General features: G+C 72.0%; 17 protein-coding genes. 11 read left to right on the top strand and 6 right to left on the bottom strand.

Annotated elements, in window-relative coordinates; all coding sequences use genetic code 11:
- Nucleotides 1–24 precede the first annotated feature (24 nt).
- From O4J56_RS11820 to O4J56_RS11805, 4 genes are all read left to right on the top strand, one after another.
- Nucleotides 25–843, top strand: coding sequence for an NRDE family protein (locus O4J56_RS11820; RefSeq protein WP_270685775.1), 819 nt, complete (start codon nucleotides 25–27; stop codon nucleotides 841–843).
- Nucleotides 844–969: 126 nt separating this feature from the next.
- Nucleotides 970–1,257 (top strand): hypothetical protein, encoded by a 288-nt coding sequence (locus tag O4J56_RS11815; protein ID WP_270685774.1) that lies wholly within the window; start codon nucleotides 970–972, stop codon nucleotides 1,255–1,257.
- Nucleotides 1,258–1,348: 91 nt separating this feature from the next.
- Complete coding sequence (mshC, locus tag O4J56_RS11810; protein WP_270685773.1) at nucleotides 1,349–2,575, top strand: cysteine--1-D-myo-inosityl 2-amino-2-deoxy-alpha-D-glucopyranoside ligase; 1,227 nt, start codon at nucleotides 1,349–1,351, stop codon at nucleotides 2,573–2,575.
- A 186-nt stretch (nucleotides 2,576–2,761) separates the two neighbouring features.
- Nucleotides 2,762–3,175 (top strand): ABATE domain-containing protein, encoded by a 414-nt coding sequence (locus tag O4J56_RS11805; RefSeq protein WP_270685772.1) that lies wholly within the window; start codon nucleotides 2,762–2,764, stop codon nucleotides 3,173–3,175.
- A 21-nt stretch (nucleotides 3,176–3,196) separates the two neighbouring features.
- Here the strand turns inward: O4J56_RS11805 and O4J56_RS11800 are convergent, their stop codons facing one another.
- Nucleotides 3,197–4,039 carry a PAC2 family protein gene (locus O4J56_RS11800; protein ID WP_270685771.1) on the bottom strand — a complete coding sequence of 281 codons (843 nt, stop codon included), beginning with the start codon at nucleotides 4,037–4,039 and terminating at the stop codon, nucleotides 3,197–3,199.
- 258 nt (nucleotides 4,040–4,297) lie between these two features.
- Here O4J56_RS11800 and metH point away from each other — a divergent pair, with 258 nt between their 5' ends.
- Together metH and O4J56_RS11790 are read left to right on the top strand one after the other, a co-directional pair.
- Nucleotides 4,298–7,771, top strand: a complete 3,474-nt coding sequence (gene metH, locus O4J56_RS11795; protein ID WP_270685770.1) for a methionine synthase — start codon at nucleotides 4,298–4,300, stop codon at nucleotides 7,769–7,771.
- A gap of 85 nt (nucleotides 7,772–7,856) precedes the next feature.
- The gene (locus O4J56_RS11790; protein WP_270685769.1) at nucleotides 7,857–8,552 is read left to right on the top strand and encodes an HAD family hydrolase; all 696 of its coding nucleotides are present in this window, start codon (nucleotides 7,857–7,859) and stop codon (nucleotides 8,550–8,552) included.
- 112 nt (nucleotides 8,553–8,664) lie between these two features.
- Here the strand turns inward: O4J56_RS11790 and O4J56_RS11785 are convergent, their stop codons facing one another.
- From O4J56_RS11785 to O4J56_RS11765, 5 genes are all read right to left on the bottom strand, one after another.
- The gene (locus O4J56_RS11785; RefSeq protein ID WP_270685768.1) at nucleotides 8,665–8,895 is read right to left on the bottom strand and encodes a hypothetical protein; all 231 of its coding nucleotides are present in this window, start codon (nucleotides 8,893–8,895) and stop codon (nucleotides 8,665–8,667) included.
- A 237-nt stretch (nucleotides 8,896–9,132) separates the two neighbouring features.
- On the bottom strand, nucleotides 9,133–9,984 hold the full coding sequence (locus tag O4J56_RS11780) for a metallophosphoesterase family protein (protein ID WP_270685767.1): 852 nt from the start codon (nucleotides 9,982–9,984) through the stop codon (nucleotides 9,133–9,135).
- Between the two features lie 192 nt (nucleotides 9,985–10,176).
- Nucleotides 10,177–11,151, bottom strand: a complete 975-nt coding sequence (locus O4J56_RS11775; RefSeq protein WP_270685766.1) for a TIGR03557 family F420-dependent LLM class oxidoreductase — start codon at nucleotides 11,149–11,151, stop codon at nucleotides 10,177–10,179.
- Between the two features lie 100 nt (nucleotides 11,152–11,251).
- Nucleotides 11,252–11,653 carry a MerR family transcriptional regulator gene (locus tag O4J56_RS11770; protein WP_270685765.1) on the bottom strand — a complete coding sequence of 134 codons (402 nt, stop codon included), beginning with the start codon at nucleotides 11,651–11,653 and terminating at the stop codon, nucleotides 11,252–11,254.
- Nucleotides 11,654–11,736: 83 nt separating this feature from the next.
- Complete coding sequence (locus tag O4J56_RS11765; protein ID WP_270685764.1) at nucleotides 11,737–12,534, bottom strand: SDR family oxidoreductase; 798 nt, start codon at nucleotides 12,532–12,534, stop codon at nucleotides 11,737–11,739.
- A 410-nt stretch (nucleotides 12,535–12,944) separates the two neighbouring features.
- Here O4J56_RS11765 and O4J56_RS11760 point away from each other — a divergent pair, with 410 nt between their 5' ends.
- The 5 genes from O4J56_RS11760 (at nucleotide 12,945) to O4J56_RS11740 (ending at nucleotide 19,858) form a co-directional block, all read left to right on the top strand.
- A complete protein-coding gene (locus O4J56_RS11760) occupies nucleotides 12,945–14,714 on the top strand; it encodes an ABC transporter substrate-binding protein (RefSeq protein WP_270685763.1) in 1,770 nt (589 codons plus the stop codon).
- A gap of 152 nt (nucleotides 14,715–14,866) precedes the next feature.
- The gene (locus tag O4J56_RS11755) at nucleotides 14,867–15,310 is read left to right on the top strand and encodes a cellulose synthase (protein ID WP_270685789.1); all 444 of its coding nucleotides are present in this window, start codon (nucleotides 14,867–14,869) and stop codon (nucleotides 15,308–15,310) included.
- Nucleotides 15,311–15,879: 569 nt separating this feature from the next.
- Entirely contained in the window at nucleotides 15,880–16,911 is a 1,032-nt protein-coding gene (locus O4J56_RS11750) for an ABC transporter permease (protein WP_270685762.1), read from the top strand.
- Between the two features lie 74 nt (nucleotides 16,912–16,985).
- The gene (locus O4J56_RS11745) at nucleotides 16,986–18,740 is read left to right on the top strand and encodes an ABC transporter substrate-binding protein (RefSeq protein ID WP_270685761.1); all 1,755 of its coding nucleotides are present in this window, start codon (nucleotides 16,986–16,988) and stop codon (nucleotides 18,738–18,740) included.
- Between the two features lie 104 nt (nucleotides 18,741–18,844).
- On the top strand, nucleotides 18,845–19,858 hold the full coding sequence (locus tag O4J56_RS11740; protein ID WP_270685760.1) for an ABC transporter permease: 1,014 nt from the start codon (nucleotides 18,845–18,847) through the stop codon (nucleotides 19,856–19,858).
- Nucleotides 19,859–19,910 lie beyond the last annotated feature (52 nt).

The raw sequence follows: 19,910 nt of genomic DNA, 5'->3' as shown, positions 1-19,910 counted from the left end.
ACGAACGGCCTGCGGGAGGCGCCGATGTGCACGGTCATCACCGGATTCGACCCGTCGGCGCCGGTACCGCTGGTGCTGGCGGCGGTCCGCGACGAGCTGCTGCTGCGGCCCTGGGAGCCGCCCGCGCGGCACTGGCCCGACCACCCCGGCCTGGTGGGCGGGCGCGACACCGAGGCGGGCGGCACCTGGCTCGCGGTGGGCACCGGCGCCGGGGCCCGGGTGTGCGCGGTGCTCAACGCGGCCCCGCGCGGCGGTTCGGAGGACGAGCCGCCGGTGAGGACGGTCCCGCCCGAGGCCCGGTTGAGCCGCGGCCGCCTCCCGCTGCTCGGCGCCGACGGCGGGGCCGACGCGGCCGCGGGGGAGGACCTGGCCCGCTACGAGCCGTTCCACCTGGTCGTCGCCGACCCGTCGGGCGGGGCCGTGCTCACCTGGGACGGCCGGGAGCTCAGGAGGGAACCGCTGCCCGCCGGGGTGAGCGTGGTGACCAACTCCGGGCTGGACGCGCGTGCGCCGCGCGCGGTCCGGCACGCGCCGGCCTTCGGCGCCTCCCGGCCGGCCCCCGGGGCCGGGGACCTGGAGGCCGCCCGCGAACCGGAGGAGGTGTGGGGCGCGTGGCCGCGCCTGCTCGACGCGGGGGTGCGCGGCCCCGCCCGCACGGGCGGATACGGCGCGGGGAAGGACGACCCGGCGTCCCTGGCGGCCCGCGTCGAGCTGGGGCCCGACCGCGTGTGGGCGACCTCGTCCATGGCGCTGGCGGCCGTGGCGCGGGAGGGGGCGCGGATGGCGTTCAGCGCCGAGCCGGGCACCCCGGAGGCGTGGCGGATGGTCGACGAGGTGCGCTGAGAGGGTGCGGGGTGCGCGCCGGGCGAGGGGCGGGCCACACCGTGTCAACCCCGAATCCGTGCTCAACGTCTGAAAGGGGACGGAGGGGCTGACGCCCCCGGGCGAGATCGGGAACGGGAAGGCCGTATGAACCGCCATTGCCTCCGGCGGACACTGACCCGCCTGCGCGAGCTGCGCGGGTGGACCACCGGGCAGCGCGGGCCCGCCGCCGCGCGGCCCTCCACACGCACCGAGCGGGCCTCGTACTGGCTGCTGTACGTGGTGGCGCTCGCGGCGGCCCTGACGCACTGGAACGCGGACAACACCCTGACCGCCGTCGTGTGCGCCCTGGCGGCGGCCGCCGCCGTGACGGCCATCGTGCGCTCATCCGGAGGCGCACGGCAGGGCGGTGGGCCCGAACAACGTTCGGTCTGAGTTATTCCCGCACGGGATCGGCGAATGATCTCGTCCGGCGCGCCCCGGGGCCGGGAGGTTTCGCCGTAGTTGGCCGGATAATCTCGGTGTCATGCGTTCTTGGTCTGCGCCCGACATCGTCCGCCTGCCCGGCAGCGGCGGACCGCTCCGCATCCACGACACCGTCACGGGGGGACGGCGGGCCACCGCCCCCGGGCCGACGGCCCGCATGTACGTCTGCGGGATCACCCCCTACGACGCCGCGCACATCGGCCACGCCTTCACCTACCTGACCTTCGACCTGGTGAACCGGGTGTGGCGGGACGCCGGGCACGCCGTGGACTACGTGCAGAACACCACGGACGTGGACGACCCGCTGCTGGAGCGGGCGGAGGCCACCGGCGAGGGCTGGCGGGACCTGGCGGCCCGCGAGATCCAGGTGTTCCGCGAGGACATGGAGGCGCTGCGGGTGCTGCCGCCCCGCGCCTACGTGGGCGTCGTGGAATCGATCGACCTGATCTCCGCCTTCGTGGAGCGGCTGCGCGCCGCGGGCGCCGCCTACGAGCTGGAGGGCGACGTCTACTTCGCGGTCGAGGCGGCCGACCGCTTCGGCGAGATCGGCGGGATGGACCGCGCCGAGATGCTGCGCCTGTTCGGCGAGCGCGGAGGGGACCCGGACCGGCCCGGCAAGAAGGACCCCCTGGACTGGCTGCTGTGGCGGGCCGAGCGCCCGGGCGAGCCCGCCTGGGAGAGCCCGCTGGGGCGGGGCCGCCCCGGGTGGCACGTGGAGTGCAGCGCCATCTCCCTGCACGAGCTGGGGATGGGCTTCGACCTCAACGGCGGCGGGAGCGACCTGGTCTTCCCGCACCACGAGATGGGGGCCGCCGAGGCCGTCAAGGCGACCGGGGCGCACCCGCACGCGCAGAACTACATGCACGTCGGCATGGTCGGGCTCGACGGCGAGAAGATGTCCAAGTCGCTCGGCAACCTGGTGTTCGTCTCCCGGCTCCGGGAGGAGGGGGCCGACCCGATGGCGGTGCGCCTGGCGATGCTGCCGCACCACTACCGCACCGACTGGGAGTGGACCCCCGAGGGGCTCGAGCGGGCCCGTGAGCGGCTGGCGCTCTGGCGCTCGGCCGCCGCGCGGGAGGCGGGGCCGGACGCCGCCCCCGTGCTGGCCGAGGTGCGCCGGGCGCTCGCGGACGACCTGGACGCCCCGGCCGCGCTCGCGGCCGTCGACGCGTGGGCCGAGAAGGCGAACGCGGGCACGGGCGAGGACCCGGCGGCCCCGGCCCTGGTGCGCGACACGGTGGACGCCCTGCTGGGCGTGGAGCTGTAGCGGAGCCGTAGGAGGCGAGGGCGGGCACCCTGCGGGGGTGCCCGCCCTCGCGTCGTTCAGTCGCCTCGTTCAAGGGGCGCGGCGGAGAATAAGGGGAGGATGTTCCCCTACGTGACAAACGGCCGATTGTGGTCGGGAACCTGCGGAACGCCACTGTGCGATGGCATTCCGTGGTGGGATGGCTCCATGACGACCACGACCCGACCGACCTCCGCCGCCGAACTCGTGTCCGCCTTCGCCGGGCCCCGCGGCGACCTGGCCGACCGCGCCGACCTCGCCCGCTTCCTGCGCGAGCACGGGCTGGTGAGCGCCGGCGCCATCCCCATCACGCTGGCCGACTTCGACGAGGCCCTCTCCCTGCGCGACGGCATCCGCGCCCTGCTCTTCCAGGCCGCCGGCCGCGCCACCGACGAGGACGCCCTCGCGCGCGGGCAGCGGGTGCTGGACGGCCTGCGGGTCACGGTCCGGCTCGACCCGCGGGAGGAGCAGGGCGTGCTGGCCCCGGCGGTCGTCGACGAGGTCCGGCGCGGCCTGGCCCGCATCGCGGGCGCCTGGGCGTCCGTCGCCCTCACGGGGGAGTGGCGCGGCATCGACCTCTGAGCGCGCCGCGCCCTCCGCTGCTCAGCCGTGGTCGCGGCGGCGCAGGTAGCGCTGGAACTCGCGGGCGATCGCCTCGCCGCTGGCCTCCGGCAGCTCGGCGGCGTCCTTGGCCTCCTCCAGGCTGCGCACGTACCCGGCGATGTCCTCGTCCTCCGAGGCCAGCTCGTCCACGCCGGTCTCCCATGCGCGGGCGTCCTCGGGCAGCTCGCCCATGGGCACCGGGCGGTCCAGCACGTCCTCCACCCGCCGCAGCAGCGCCAGCGCCGCCTTGGGGCTCGGCGGCTGGGCCACGTAGTGCGGCACCGCCGCCCACAGCGACACCGTCTCGATCCCGGCCTCGGCGAACACGTCGTGCAGCACGCCCACGATCCCCGTGGGGCCCTCGTACTCGGTCGGCTCCAGGCCCAGGTCGGTGCCCAGCTCCGGAGGGGAGGCCACACCGGTCACCGGGACCGGCCGGGTGTGCGGGGAGTCGGCCAGCAGCGCCCCCAGCATCACCGCGCGGCGCACGCCCAGCTCCCGGGCGATCGCCAGCAGGTCGGCGCAGAAGCCGCGCCAGCGCATGTTCGGCTCCGTGCCGCTCACCAGCACCACGTCCACGCCGCCCGCGCGGGCCGTGCGCACCCGGGTCGCGGGCCACTCCAACCCCGCGTGCCTGCCGTCGGCCACCGTGATCCGGGGCCGGGAGACCTGGAAGTCGTAGTAGTCGTCGGTGTCCAGGCGGGTCAGGTCCTCGGCGTCCCAGGCCGAGGCCAGGTGCTCCAGCGCGGCGCTGGCGGCCTCTCCGGCGTCGTTCCAGCCCTCGAAGGCGGCCACCAGGACGGGCTCGACGAGTTCGGGGGCACCGTCGTCGAGCTCAGGCACAGGCTGCCTCCTCACCGCGCCCGCCGTCCGGGCGGGCCCATCGCTTACTCCTCGCACGGACACGCACAACCCTACGGGGTCCCGGCCGCGCGGGGGAACGCCGTAGGGTATCGTTCCGTCCAGCGGAACGCGTAGCGCGCACAGAACCATTCCGGACGACGGTGTCCCGGCTGTCTGACCTGCAATAACGCGGGAAAGTGACAGTCGGCTGCCCCCGTATGCTCAACTGCCGCCCGGTCGTCACTACAGTAAAGGGTCATGAGCTCTCGACTCTCCTTCCGGGATGCCCTCGCCCGCCGCGTCATCGTCGCCGATGGCGCGATGGGCACCATGCTGCAAGGCCACGATCTCGGCCTCGACGACTTCGAAGGCCACGAAGGCTGCAACGAGATCCTCAACGTCACCCGCCCCGACGTGGTGCGCTCGACCCACGAGGGGTTCTTCGACGTCGGTGTGGACTGCGTCGAGACCAACACCTTCGGCGCCAACTTCGGCAACCTGGGCGAGTACGACATCGTCGACCGCACCTACGAGCTGGCCGAGGCCGGCGCCCGCATCGCGCGCGAGGTCGCCGACGAGTACTCCACCGCCGACCACCCCCGATACGTCCTGGGCTCGGTGGGTCCGGGCACCAAGCTCCCCTCCCTGGGCCATGCGCCCTTCGCCCTCCTCCGCGACTACTACGAGCAGTGCCACCGGGGCCTGATCGAGGGCGGCGCCGACGCCATCCTCATCGAGACCTGCCAGGACCTGCTGCAGACCAAGGCCGCGGTGATCGCCGCCATGCGCGCCCGCCGCGCCCTGGGCAGCGACATCACGGTCATCGCCCAGGTCACCATCGAGACCACCGGCACCATGCTGATGGGCTCGGAGATCGGCGCCGCGGTCACCGCGCTGGAGCCGCTGGGCATCGACATGATCGGGCTCAACTGCGCCACCGGTCCGGCGGAGATGAGCGAGCACCTGCGCTACCTGTCGCAGCACGCCACCGTGCCGATCTCCTGCATGCCCAACGCCGGCCTGCCCGAGCTGGGCGCCGACGGCGCGGTCTACCCCCTCCAGCCCTCCGAGCTGGCCGACGCCCACGACGGCTTCACCACCGAGTTCGGCCTGTCCATGGCCGGCGGCTGCTGCGGCACCACCCCCGAGCACCTGCGCCAGGTGGTCGAGCGGGTGCAGGGCCGCGGCGTCAAGGACCGCAAGCCGGTCAGCCACCCCTCGGCCGCCTCGCTCTACCAGAGCGTGCCCTTCCGCCAGGACGCCAGCTACCTCGCGGTCGGCGAGCGCACCAACGCCAACGGATCAAAGAAGTTCCGCGAGGCGATGATCGAGGAGCGCTACGACGACTGCGTCGAGATCGCCCGCGAGCAGATCAGCGACGGCGCCCACCTGCTCGACCTGAACGTGGACTACGTGGGCCGCGACGGCAGCCAGGACATGCGCGAGCTGGCCTCGCGCCTGGCCACCGCCTCCACCCTGCCGCTGATGCTCGACTCCACCGAGCCGGGGGTGCTGGAGGCCGGCCTGGAGCTGGTCGGCGGCCGCGCGGTGATCAACTCGGTCAACTACGAGGACGGCGACGGCCCGGACTCGCGGTTCGCCCGCATCATGCGCCTGGTCAAGGAGCACGGCGCCGCGGTGGTCGGGCTGTGCATCGACGAGGACGGCCAGGCCCGCACCGCCGACTGGAAGGTCCGGGTGGCCTCCCGGCTCATCGACGACCTGGTGGACAACTGGGGCATGAGGGTCGGCGACATCGTCATCGACTGCCTGACCTTCCCGATCACCACCGGGCAGGAGGAGACGCGCCGCGACGGCATCGAGACGCTCGAGGCCATCAAGGAGCTCAAGCGGCGCTACCCCGACGTGCAGACCACGCTGGGCCTGTCCAACCTGTCCTTCGGCCTCAACCCGGCCGGGCGCATCGTGCTCAACTCGGTGTACCTGGCCGAGGCGGTCGAGGCGGGGCTGGACTCGGCGATCGTGCACGCCTCCAAGATCCTGCCGATGAACCAGATCCCCGAGGAGCAGCGCAAGGCCGCCCTCGACCTGATCTACGACCGGCGCGAGGGCGACTTCGACCCGCTGGCCGCGTTCATGGAGCTCTTCGAGGGCGTGGACGCCAAGGAGATGAAGGCCTCCCGCGCCGAGGCCCTGGCCGCGCTGCCGCTCTGGGAGCGGCTGCAGCGCCGGATCATCGACGGCGAGCAGGTCGGCATGGAGGACGACCTGACCGCCGCCCTGGCCGAGAAGAAGGCGCTGGACATCGTCAACGACGACCTGCTCGCCGGGATGAAGGTCGTGGGCGACCTGTTCGGGTCCGGCCAGATGCAGCTGCCGTTCGTGCTCAAGTCGGCCGAGGTGATGAAGGCCGCGGTGGCCTTCCTCGAGCCGCACATGGAGAAGGCCGAGGACGACGACGGCAAGGGCCGCATCGTGCTGGCGACGGTCAAGGGCGACGTGCACGACATCGGCAAGAACCTCGTGGACATCATCCTGTCCAACAACGGCTACGACGTGGTCAACATCGGCATCAAGCAGCCGGTGTCGGCCATCCTGGAGGCCGCCGAGGAGAACAGGGCCGACATGATCGGCATGTCCGGCCTGCTGGTGAAGTCGACCGTGATCATGAAGGAGAACCTCGAGGAGATGAACTCCCGGGGCATCTCCGAGAAGTTCCCGGTGCTGCTGGGCGGGGCCGCGCTCACCCGCTCCTTCGTCGAGGAGGACCTGGCCGAGCTGTACCGCGGCGAGGTCCGCTACGCCAAGGACGCCTTCGAGGGCCTGCGCCTGATGGACGCCTTCATGGCGGTCAAGCGCGGCGAGGAGGGCGCCGAGCTGCCCGCGCTGCGCACCCGCCGGGTCAAGGGCGGCGCCAAGCTCAAGGTGACCGCGCCCGAGGACATGCCCGCCCGCAGCGACGTGGCCACCGACAACCCGGTGCCGGTGCCGCCGTTCTGGGGCGACCGGATCAGCAAGGGCATCCCGCTGGCCGACTACACCGCCTACCTGGACGAGCGGGCCACCTTCATGGGCCAGTGGGGGCTCAAGGGCTCCCGCGGCAAGGAGGGGCCCAGCTACGAGGAGCTGGTGGAGACCGAGGGCCGGCCGCGCATGCGGATGTGGCTGGACCGCATCCAGACCGAGGGCTGGCTGGAGGCCGCGGTGGTCTACGGCCACTTCCCCTGCTACAGCGAGGGCGACGACCTGGTCGTCCTCGACGAGGACGGGGGCGAGCGGACCCGGTTCACCTTCCCGCGCCAGCGCCGCGACCGGCACCTGTGCCTGTCGGACTTCTTCCGCCCGAAGGAGTCCGGCGAGACCGACGTGGTCTCCTTCCAGGTGGTCACCGTCGGCGGCGGCATCTCCAAGGCCACCCAGGCCCTGTTCGAGAAGGACGCCTACCGCGACTACCTCGAACTGCACGGCCTGTCGGTGCAGCTCACCGAGGCGCTCGCGGAGTACTGGCACACCCGGATCCGCTCGGAGCTGGGTTTCGCGGGCGAGGACCCGGCCGACATCGAGCAGTTCTTCAAGCTCGGCTACCGGGGCGCGCGGTTCTCCCTGGGCTACGGGGCCTGCCCCGACCTGGAGGACCGGGCCAAGATCATGAAGCTGCTGGAGCCCGAGCGCGTCGGCGTCACCCTGTCGGAGGAGTTCCAGCTCGTTCCCGAGCAGGCCACCGACGCGATCGTGATCCACCACCCGGAGGCCAAGTACTTCAACGTCTGACGGGCACCGGGGCCCGCAGGCACCCGACGACCGAAGGAGGAAGGGCGCCCGCCCCCGCATGCGCGGGGGCGGGCGCCCCACCGCGATGAGCAGCACACCGACCCGCGTCCTGCCCGACGCCGTCCTGTTCGACATGGACGGCACCCTCATCGACAGCGAGGGGCTGTGGGCCGAGGCCGAGGCCGAGGTCGTCGCCGAGCTGGGCGGCGTCTGGACCGAGGAGGACCACCGCCGCAACGTGGGCGGGTCCGCGGACAAGGTGGGCCGCTACGTCGCCGGCCTGCCCGGGGTGCGGGCCGAGCCCCGGGAGGTGATCACCCGGATGCAGGAGGCGTTCGGGCGCCGCCTGGCCGAGGGGGCCGACCCGCGGCCCGGGGCCAAGGAGCTGGTGGCCGCGGTGGCGGCCTCGCCGGTCCGCTCGGCGCTGGTCACCTCCACCGAGCGGCACCTGATCGACACCGCGATCGGCGCCATCGGGCTGGAGTCGTTCGACCTGTCGGTCGGCGGCGACGAGGTCGACGCCAACAAGCCGCACCCGGAGCCGTACCTGAAGGCCGCCCGCCTGCTGGGGGTCGACCCGGCGCGGTGCGTCGCGGTGGAGGACTCGGTGGTGGGGGTCGCCTCGGCCATGGCCGCGGGCTGCGCCACGGTCGCGGTGCCGATGATGGTCCCGATCGAGCCCGCGGAGGGCCTGACGGTGATCGACACCCTGGAGGGCGTCGACCTGGACTGGCTGGCCGAGGTCATCCAACGCCACACGGCCCGCTCCGCGGGGGTCTGACAGCACCCGCCCCGAGCCCGACCGCCGGGTCAGCCCATCCACATGACCCGGACGATCGAGATGACACGTAGGCCTTCCACAGGGAGGTAGTCGTGCCGGGTCCACGTATCGCTCATGGAGCGACCTCGCTGCGGGCCGTCTCCAGGATCTCCCGCAGCTCCTCCGACACACCGGTCAGCTCGTACACGTCGACCGCGCTCTGCGCGGCGTCCTCCAGCTCCCGTACACGGGCGGCGCGTTCAGGAATCCGCTGAACGGCGATGAACTCCCCCCAGTACTGGAGGAAGCCGCGGAGCGGGGCGACCGAGCTCTGCAGAGCCGCCTGCTCTGCGGCCTGGTCCAAGTGGGCATTGAAGTCACGCAGCCGTGACGGAGCGATCTGGGCCACTGCGGTCCTCAGAGCGGCAGGGGTGATGGGGGGCATGGGGATGAGCGGTCTCTCAGCGCCGATGTGGTGCTCGGTCATGGCCCTGCTCCCAACTGCGTGGATTCCGCATCGGCCGCCATGGTCCCCGATCGACGGCGTCCACTCTACGGCTTCTCGTCGCGCCGGGGTGGATGAACGCGGAGGTTCCGGCGCTCAGCCCCATTCCCCCCGGTCGGGGTCGGGGGGAAGGATGTGGCGTAGGCCCACCTCCGGGTGGCGGGGGCGTTTCCACTCGCGGGGGTAGCCGATCGACACCTCCTCGAAGCGGACGCCGTCGTACCACGTCGTCCTCGGGATGTGCAGGTGGCCGTAGACCACGCACTCCGCGCGGAAGCGCACGTGCCAGTCGGCCGTGCGGTCGGTGCCGCACCACTGGGCGAACTGCGGGTAGCGCAGGATGTCGGTCGGCGTCCGCACCAGCGGCCAGTGGTTGACCAGGACCGTCGGCAGGTCCTCGGGGATCTCTTCCAAGCGGCGCTCGGTCTCCTCCACGCGCGCCGCGCACCAGGACTCGCGGTCCGGGTAGGGGTCCGGGAAGAGCAGGTGCTCGTCCGTGCAGATGATCCCGGTGTCGTAGGCGACCTTGAGCGACTCCTCCTTCGTCTCCGTCCCCGGGGCGCGGAACGAGTAGTCGTACAGCAGGAAGAGCGGGGCCACCACCACGGGACCCCTGGGCCCCTCCCAGACCGGGTAGGGGTCCTCGGGCGTGAGCACGTCCAGCTCGCGGCAGACCTTGACCAGGTGCTCGTAGCGCTCCACGCCGCGCAGGTCCACCGTGTCGCGCTTGGACGTCCACAGCTCGTGGTTGCCCGGGGTCCAGAGCACCTTGGCGAACCGCTCCCTGAGCACCTCGAGCGCCCAGGCGATGCGGTCGGCGGACTCGGCGACGTCCCCGGCGACGATCAGCCAGTCCTCGGGGGACTCGGGCCGCAGCCCCTCGACGAGCGCACGGTTGTCGGGGTGGGCGGCGTGCAGGTCGCTCACCGCGAGCAGGGAGCCGGTCATGCCCGGCCTCCCACGCGGTCGCCGGCCGACGGAGGAGAGGGACGGCGGAGGCCGGTCGCTCCGCCGCCGCGGCTGGTCGTCATCGTGGAGGGCCGCCCTTCCCGCGGGGTCCTGTCGCAGTGGCCCCCATTCAACCCGGTACCGCCCCGGGTCCGCAGCCCGGGGCCCACGGGGTGGCCCCCGCCCGCTCCCTCATCCCGTCGGCGCCGGTTCCAGGGCGCGCAGTGGCTCCTGCAGTTCGTCCCGGAAGAAGGCGAAGAAGCCGTCGGGGTCCGGTCCCGCGTTGACCAGGGCCAAGCGGTCGAATCCCGCGTCGGTGAACCGGCGTGCCGCGGCCAGGTGGCGCTCCGGGTCGGGGCCGTAGCCGAACGCCTCGGCCATGTCCTCCTTGCCGACGGCCTCCGTGGCCGCGTCGAAATTGGCCGGATTGGGCAGCTCGGCCATCACCTTCCAGCCGGTCACCCCGAACCGGAACATCCGCCGGGCCGAGTCCAGGGCGGCGTCGTCGTCCCGTGCCCAGGCCAGCGGCACCTCGCCGTAGGCGGGCCCGTTCCCTCCCGCCTCCTTGAAGGCCTCCACCAGGTCCCCGCGCGGCTCGGTGGCGAACAGGGCGTCGCCCAGCTCGCCCGCAAGCCGCGCCGCTGCCGGGCCGCCCGCCGCCACGGCGATCGGGGGAGGCGGGTCCGGCAGGTCGAACACGCGCGCGTCGGCGAGGTTCAGGTGGCGGCCGCAGTAGGAGCGGTAGCCGCCGCGCCACAGCAGCCGGATGATCTCCAGGGCCTCGCGGAGCATCTCCTGGCGCACCGAGGTCGCCGGCCAGCCGCCGCCGACCACGTGTTCGTTGAGCCGCTCGCCCGATCCGACGCCCAGGGTGAAGCGGCCCCCGGACAGCACCCCCGTCGTGGCCGCGGCCTGGGCGACGATCGCGGGGTGGTACCGGCGCGTGGGGCAGGTGACCCCGGTCGCCAGCCCGATCCGCTCGGTGCGCGCGGCGATCGCGCCGAGCACCGTCCACACGAACGCCGAATGCCCGTGGTCGCTCAGCCAGGGGTGGTAGTGGTCGCTCACCTCAACGAAGTCGAACCCGGCGGCCTCGGCGGCGACCGCCTGCCGCACCAGCTCCCCGGGCCCGTAGCCCTCGGCGAAGAGCTTGTAGCCGATCTGCATGGCTCCCCCCTCCGTACGGTCGCCGATCGCGCTACCCGCCGTGCCCCGGGCGGACACGTGGGGCGTACGGGGTTTCGGATCGGGCGGGGCCCTGTGCGCCTCAGGGGGAGCGGTACTGGGCCCGCTGTTCGCCCAGGCGTTCGGCGAACTCTTCGGCGGCCATCAGCTTCTTGCGCAGGTCGGCGCTGCGCTCCGTCGCCGACGTGTAGTACTCGTCCAGGCGCCGCAGCAGTTCGGCCCGCGCGCGCTCGTCCTCAGGGGCGGCGTCGAGCTCGTCCAGGACGGACAGGAGGTCCTTGATCTCCTCCAGGGAGAAGTCCAGCGGCTTCATCCGCTTGATGAGCAGGAGCCTGGCCACGTCCGCCTCCGTGTACAGGCGGAAGCCGCCCTGCGACCGCGCCGAGGGGCGCACCACGCCCACGTCGTCATAGTGGCGGATCGTGCGCAGCGACAACCCCGTGCGCTCGGCGACCTCGCCGATGCGCATGAGCGCGTCGCCCATCGGAGCCCTCCCCTGTACCCGTGGCCGCTGTCCGTCCTGGAGAGTCTGCCATGCGGCCGGGGGAGTCCGGCGCGGCCCCGCCTTCAGCGGAACGCGTCCGCGTGCTCCCGGGCCCACTCCGCGAACGTCCGCGCGGGCCTCCCGGCCACCTCCCGCACGGTCGCCGAAGGGGCGGGCGCGTCGTACCCGCACACCCCGTGCGGGGTGCGCCCGCCGCGCTCCTCGCCGGTGGCGTCGAACTTGACCTCCCTGCCCACGGCCTCGCCGATCGCTCGCGCCTTGTCGTAGGGCGTCACCGCCTCGGGCCCGGTGAGCGGGTAGTACCGGCCCTCATGCCCCTCCTCGGTCAGCGCCCGGGCGGCCACCGCCGCGATGTCGGCCGGGTCCACCACCGGGGAGGGCACCCCCGCCGTCGGCGCGGCCACCACCCCGGCCGTCCGCACCGCCGGGGCCCACGCGAGGGTGTTCGAGGCGAACTCCCAGGGGCGCAGCACGGTCCAGGCCAGGCCGCTTGCGAGCACCGCCCGCTCACCGTGCAGGGCCGCGCGCCCCATCGCCGAGGACGGATGGGTGGCGGCCAGCAGGGACGACACCGCGACCACCCGTTCCACGCCCGCGTCGGCCGCCGCCCGCAGCACCCCGGCCGCGTCCTCCCGCCCCGTGGGGAGGAGGAACAGGGTGCGGACCCCGTCGAGCGCGTCCGGCAGTGTCGTGGGCCGTTCGAGGTCGCCCTCGACGGCGACGGCGGGGTGGGGGACGGAGCCGCCGGCGGCGGCGCGGGCGGCGTCCCGGGTCAGGGCGCGCACGGGCGCACCTTCCCGGAGGAGGGTCCGGACCAGGGGGCGCCCGATGTTCCCCGTCGCTCCGGTCACCAGGATCATGCGTGCCTCCAACGCGGCGGGGCGGTGCGGTGGGAGAGGGCCGCGCCGCCCCCGCCGGGCGCCCGCGGCCGCCCCCGATCCTGTGGCCTCAAGTGCGCTCGAGGTCAAACGGAGGGGCGTGTGACCTGGCACACCGGGGCGTGGCGGCGCCGCCGCGGGAGTGAAGCGGGGCTATGGTCACCCCTGAAGCCGCCGTGAATGCAGGGGGTCACCACCCGTGGTGGGGCGTAGTAGTTACCTGTTCTTAGACGAACTGTGATTTAACTCCTCCTAAATTGGCCGCAGCGTGCATCAGAGGCCGAAACCTGCCCACGCCTGTCGAGTGGCCGATGCCCTGATCGGGCGCGGCTCCGCAGGGTGGGTGCCGCTCGCTGATGCGTACGACCCTTGTTTTCGAGAGAGGCGGGACATTGAAGAGAACAGCGCTGGGCACGGTCGCGGCCACAGCCGCGACGGCCCTCCTGCTGTCGGCCTGCGGCGGTGGCGGAGGCGGCGGGACGGACGCCTCCGACGCGGAGTTCGACCAGGGGCAGACAGAGATCGTCAACGCCTCCGAGGAGAAGGGCGGCACCCTCCGGTTCGCCATCTCGGCCAACATGGAGAACGCGGACCCGGGCAACATGTACTACGGGTACATGTGGAACTTCTCCCGCCTGTACGCGCGCACCCTCTATACCTATGACGCGCAGCCGGGCGAGGCGGGCCAGGAGGTCGTCCCGGACCTCGCCGAGGGCGAGCCCGAGGTGAGCGAGGACGGCAAGACCTGGACGGTCAAGCTCAAGGAGGGCCTGAAGTACGAGGACGGCTCGGACATCGTCGCCGAGGACGTCAAGTACGCCATCGCCCGGAGCAACTTCGGCCCTGACGCCCTGCCGAACGGCCCGAAGTACTACAAGGAGCACCTCGCCGACTCCGACGACTACGAGGGCCCCTACGAGGACACCGACGACCCGCTCAAGGGCTTCGACGGCATCGAGACCCCGGACGACACCACCCTGGTGTTCCACCTCAAGGAGCCGTTCTACGACTTCCAGTACGTGCTCGTGCAGCCGCAGTCCGCGCCGGTCCCGGCCGACAAGGACAAGGGCGAGCAGTACCAGCAGCACGTGCTCTCCTCTGGGCCCTACAAGTTCGACGGCGACTACACGCCGGGCAGCGGCCTGAAGCTGACCCGCAACGACCAGTGGGACCAGGAGTCCGACCCGGTCCGCACCGCCCTTCCGGACCAGATCACGGTCGAGGAGGGCGTGGAGCAGAACGAGGTCGACCAGCGCCTGGAGAGCGGCGACCTCGACGTCGACCTGGGCGGCACCGGGCTGGGCCCGGCCAAGAAGGGCGAGCTGCTCCAGGACGAGGACGCCAAGGCGCGCATCGACAACCCGACCAACGGCGGGCACTACTACCTGACCGTCAACACCCAGGTCGAGCCGTTCGACAAGCTGGAGTGCCGCCAGGCCGTCGAGTACGCGGTCGACAAGAGCGCCGTGCACCGCGCCTGGGGCGGCTCGGCCGGCGGCGACATCGCCAACACGATCCTGCCGCCCGTGGTCCCCGGCCACGACCCCGAGAGCGACATCTACCCGGCCGCCGACCCGGAGGCCCAGCAGGGCAACCCGGACGAGGCCGAGGCCATGCTCGAGGAGTGCGGCGAGGACGGCATCGAGACCAACCTGGGCGTGCGCAGCGACCGCCCGGCCGAGGTCTCCGCGGCCGAGGCCATCCAGCAGAGCCTGGACAAGGTCGGCATCAAGGTGAACATCAAGCAGTACCCCTCGGACACGTTCACCAACACCCAGGCGGGCTCCCCCAGCTTCGTGCACAAGGAGGAGCTGGGCCTGAACATCTACGGCTGGCTGCCCGACTGGAACACCGGCTACGGCTACATGAGCCAGATCCTCGACGGCGGCGCCATCAAGGACGCGGGCAACTCCAACATCTCCGAGCTCGACGACGACGAGGTCAACGAGCTCCTCGACGAGGTCACCAAGATCGAGGACCCCGCCGAGCGCGACGAGATGTCGAAGGAGATCGACAAGCTCGCCATGGAGCAGGCCGTCATCGTCCCGATGGTGTACAGCAAGGCCGTGCTCTACCGGCCCGACAACGTCACCAACGTCTTCTTCAACCCCAGCTGGAAGATGTACGACTACGCCACCCTCGGGACCACCGAAACCGGCTGATCCCGACACCGGCGCCTGAGGCGGTGGGCCCCGACCGGGCCCACCGCCTCCTTCGCTGTCCGGGAACGTCCCTAGGGACCGACCCCGATGCGCGCCGCGGGCCCCGGTGCGAGACTGGGGGCATGCCGGAAACATTGCCGATCGCAGGTCCGATGCTCGGGGCGGCCATCACGATCGTGGGGCTGCTGATCTCGTGGGTGGTCTGGCGCCGCCGGGGCGCGGCGGCGGGGCTGCGCGGCGTGGCCTGGTCGCTGGTCCCGCTGGCCGCCGGTCTGCTGGGGCTGATGGCCACGGTGTGGCGGGCGGTGGCCGACATCGTCGGGATCCTCGCCGGGCTGCTGTTCAACCCGATGGTGTGGGCCGGTGTCGCGGTCGCCGCGCTGGCCGCGGTGCTGTTCGTGGTCTCCGGCGTCATGCGCGCCAAGGGCAGGGGCGTGCGCCCGGGCCGGGGCGGCGGCGAGCAGAAGCCCGGGAAGAAGGCCGCCGAGGGCGGCGCGGCCCCCGGCCTCGAGGGCGGCCGCGGCAAGAAGGCCGGGGCCGGCGACGACGACATGGGCGATATCGAGGACCTGCTGCGCAAGCACGGGATCGAGTAGGCGGGGCCGAGCCCCCCCGCGCGCGGCGCCCCCGGCGGGGGCCGGCCGCTCAGAGGACGCGCGTCCCGGTGCCTCCGGGGCGCGCGGCTTAATGTCCGCTTCATGCTGGTTTATACCTTTTCTTGTCGTATGATGTCCGCCATGGAGCGGCCGCCCCGCCGCGCCCCGGTGCGGGCGCGCCGTCCGGGGCGGCGGCCCCGTTTTCGGGCAGACTGGGTGGCGTCCGGTGAGTGCCTGCCGACGTGTCGTGACATGACGGATTCGTTGGTGAGCAGTCACGATTCAGCCACAAGAGTGTGATTTGGACGGTCCGCGATGTGAGCGGGCGTACATTGATCGCGGTGCAAACCGATCTGCACGAATCCTGTTAGCCACGTCGAGCTTCGGTGTTAAGCCGACGGGCGGGCTGGCAGATCCGGCGGCGGCCCCCCCGGGGCGCCGCGGGACACGACCGGCCGGCCCGGGCCGGCCCACCGGCCGGACCCGCGCCGGCGGTCGACCCATCACCGGCCCGCGGCCGGTGCCGAAGCCGCGACACCAAGCGGAAGTAGTGGGGGAGTAGTGGTGCCATGAGCGCGCCTTCGGACGCACCTGAGAAGCAGGTGGAGGAAAGCGGCGCAGCGGCCGGGGCCGCCTCCGGGGCGCCCGCGGCCGCCGAGCGGTCCCTCCGCCAGATCGCCTGGCAGCGCTTCCGCCGCGACAAGGTCGCCATGGGCGGCGCCGTCGTCGTGGTGCTGCTCATCGCCATGGCGCTGCTGGCCCCGCTCCTCACCAGGCTCTTCGGGTTCCCGCCCAACGAGTTCCACCAGAGCCTGATGGACCCGCTCACCGGCGGCGCCCTCAACGACCCGGCCGACCCGGCCTCGGGCATCGACCCCTGGGGCGGCATGTCCTCGGAGCACCTGCTGGGGCTGGAGCCGGTCACCGGCCGCGACATGTTCAGCCGCATCGTCTACGGCGCGCAGATCTCCCTGCTGGTCGCCTTCGGCGCCACCGTGCTGTGCGTGGTCATCGGAACGGTCCTGGGCATCGTCGCCGGGTACTTCGGCGGGATCACCGACACCATCATCAGCCGGGCCATGGACATCTTCCTGGCCTTCCCGCTGCTGCTGTTCGCCATCGCCCTGGCCGGCGTCGTCCCCGACGGCGCCTTCGGGCTGCAGGGCAACGCGCTGCGGGTCGGCCTGCTGATCTTCATCATCGGCTTCTTCAACTGGCCCTACATCGGCCGCATCGTGCGGGGGCAGACCCTCACCCTCAAGGAGCGCGAGTTCGTGGAGGCGGCGCGCAGCCTCGGCGCCGGAAGCGGGCACATCCTCTTCCGCGAGCTGCTGCCCAACCTCATCACGCCGATCCTCGTCTACTCGACGCTGCTCATCCCGACGAACATCATCTTCGAGGCCTCCCTCTCCTTCCTCGGCGTCGGGATCAACCCCCCCACCCCGAGCTGGGGCGGCATGCTGTCCAACTCGCTGGACTTCTACACCACGTCGCCCCATTACGTGATCATCCCGGGCCTGGCCATCTTCATCACCGTTCTCGCGTTCAACCTGTTCGGTGACGGCCTCCGGGACGCCTTCGACCCCCGCTCGTCCGACTGAGCGCACGGGGGCGGCCGCCCGGGGCGGGCCGGGGGCCGCGGCGCACGATCACGCATACCGAGAAAGGCAGGGAATTGAGCAAGTCATCACTGGGGCTGGCCGCGCTGGGGGTGTCGTCCGTGCTGCTGCTGAGCGCGTGCGGCGGCGGTGGCGGCTCCGACAGCGGGGCGTCGGGCTCCTTCGACCAGGGCACCACCGAGGTCGTCAACGCCTCGGAGGAGCAGGGCGGCACCCTGCGCTACGCCATCTCGGCGAACATCGAGAGCACCGACCCGGGCAACACCTACTACGGGTACGTCTGGAACTTCAGCCGCTACTACGCGCGGACGCTGCTCACCTACAGCGCCGAGCCGGGCAAGACCACCGAGACGGTCCCGGACATGGCCGCCGAGATGCCCAAGGTCAGCGACGACGGCAAGACCTACACCGTCAAGCTGCGCGACGGGATCACCTTCGAGGACGGCTCGGAGGTCACCAGCGAGGACATCAAGTACGGCATCGCGCGGAGCAACTACGGCGACGACGCGCTGCCCAACGGCCCGCGCTACTTCAAGGAGCTGCTGGCCGACAGCGACGACTACGAGGGCGTCAACGCCAACCCCTCCGACCCGCTGGCCGGGTTCGACGGCATCGAGACGCCGGACGACACGACCCTGGTGTTCCACCTCAAGAAGGCCTTCGCGGACTTCCCGTACGTGCTGGTGCAGCCGCAGACCGCGCCGGTCCCGGCCGACGCCGACAAGGGCCAGCAGTACCAGGAGCACGTCGTCTCCTCCGGCCCCTACAAGTTCGAGGGCGACTGGAGCCCCGGCAACGGCCTGACCCTCGTGCGCAACGAGGAGTGGGACCCCGACTCCGACCCGGTGCGCCCGGCGCTGCCCGACAAGATCACCGTCGAGGAGGGCGTCGACCAGAACGAGATCGACCAGCGCCTGGTCAACGGCGAGCTCGACGTCGACCTGGGCGGCACCGGCCTGGGCCCGGCCAAGAAGGGCGAGGTCCTCACCGACGAGGAGGCCAAGGCCAACGCGGACAACCCGGAGAACGGGTCGCTGCGCTACGTCGCGGTCAACACCGTCGTCGAGCCGCTCGACAACGAGGCCTGCCGGCAGGCCGTGATGTACGCGGCCGACCACAACTCGCTCCAGCGGGCCTGGGGCGGCGCCGCCGGCGGGGAGATCCCCAACGACGTCATCCCGCCGGCCATCGCCGGGCACGACCCCAAGCTCGACCTGTACCCCTCCGAGGGCGACAAGGGCGACGTCGAGAAGGCCAAGGCCAAGCTGGAGGAGTGCGGCCAGGAGGACGGCTTCTCCACCAACCTGGGCGTGCGCAGCGACCGGCCCACCGAGGTCGCCGCGGCCGAGGCGCTGCAGGCCAGCCTGGACCGGGTCGGCATCAAGGTCGACATCAAGCAGTACCCGTCGGACACCTTCACCAACACCCAGGCCGGCTCGCCGGACTTCGTCCACGAGAACGAGCTGGGGCTGAACATCTACGGCTGGATCCCGGACTGGCCCACCGGCTACGGGTTCCTCAGCTACATCGCCCACGGCGACAACATCAAGAAGGCCGGCAACTCCAACATCTCCGAGCTGGACGACGAGGAGATCAACGAGATGCTGACCGACGCCGTCGCCACGGAGGACGCCAGCGAGCAGGAGCGCCTCTACCAGGAGGTGGACCGCCGGATCATGGAGACCGGCGCCATCCTGCCGATCGTCTTCGAGAAGTCGGTGCTGTACCGGCCCGAGAGCCTGACGAACGTCCGGTTCAGCGCCGGGTACGCGATGTACGACTACATGCCGCTCGGTACGACGAACACCTAGCGGCACCCGGAACCCCGACCCTTCGACCTGAGAGTTAGGCAGGTGAAGGCCGCGGGGGCGGCCGGGCCCGCACCGGGCCCGGCCGGCCTTCGCGGCCGGATACGTTGGTCACTTATCTTCTTCGTCGCCTCGGCGCCGGCGTCCTGCTGCTCGCCATCGTCACCCTGGTGACCTTCCTGATCTTCTACGTGGTGCCCCGGATGGCCGGGCAGACGGTCCAGCAGCTGGCCACGATGTACGTGGGCAAGGCGCCCACCGAGGAGGCCATCCAGGCCACCATCGACCGGCTCAACCTGGACCAGCCCATCGCGTTGCAGTTCTGGGAGTTCATCAAGGGCATCTTCGTCGGCGCCACCTACAACTTCGGCGGGCGCGAGGTCGTGTGCTCCGCGCCGTGCTTCGGCTACTCCTTCCAGAACTACACCGAGGTCTTCCCCGAGATCGTGGCCCGGCTCCCGGTCACCTTCTCCATGGCCATCGGCGCCGGCGTCATCTGGCTGGTCGGCGGCGTGTCCGTGGGCGTCATCTCGGCCATCAAGAAGGGCTCGGTCTTCGACCGCGTCAGCATGGGCCTGGCCCTGGCGGGCGTCTCCCTGCCGGTCTTCTTCACCGGCCTGCTGTCGCTGGCCTTCCTGGTGCACTCCTGGGAGCTGTTCGACACCCCGCGCTACACCCCCTTCTTCGAGGACCCGGTCGCCTGGGCGACCGCGCTGTTCCTGCCCTGGATCACCCTGGCGTTCCTGCACGCCGCCCAGTACGCGCGGCAGACCCGGGCGGGCATGCTCGAGACGATGGGCGAGGACTACATCCGCACGGCGCGGGCCAAGGGCCTGCCCGAGTGGAAGGTGATCCTCAAGCACGGGCTGCGCCCCACCCTGACCCCGATCGTCACCATCTTCGGTCTGGACCTGGGCCTGGTGCTGGGCGGCGCGGTGCTCACCGAGACCGTGTTCTCGCTCAACGGCATCGGCCGCTACGCGGTGCAGGCGATCATCTCCCAGGACCTCCCCGTCATCCTGGGCGTCACCCTGTTCGGCGCCTTCTTCGTGGTGGTCGCCAACCTCATCGTCGACCTGCTCTACGCCTGGGTGGACCCCCGCGTGCGCGTGGCCGGCTGAGGGCCTGGACAACGAACTCCCGCTCCCCGCGCCGCCCCGGCGGCCGGGGCCC

Origin of the sequence: Nocardiopsis endophytica, from assembly GCF_027706725.1 — a bacterium.
In the GTDB taxonomy this organism is placed as follows: domain Bacteria; phylum Actinomycetota; class Actinomycetes; order Streptosporangiales; family Streptosporangiaceae; genus Nocardiopsis_A; species Nocardiopsis_A endophytica.
The sequence above is the reverse complement of the archived record's forward strand: the minus strand, read 5'-3'. Positions and strand labels throughout refer to the sequence as shown.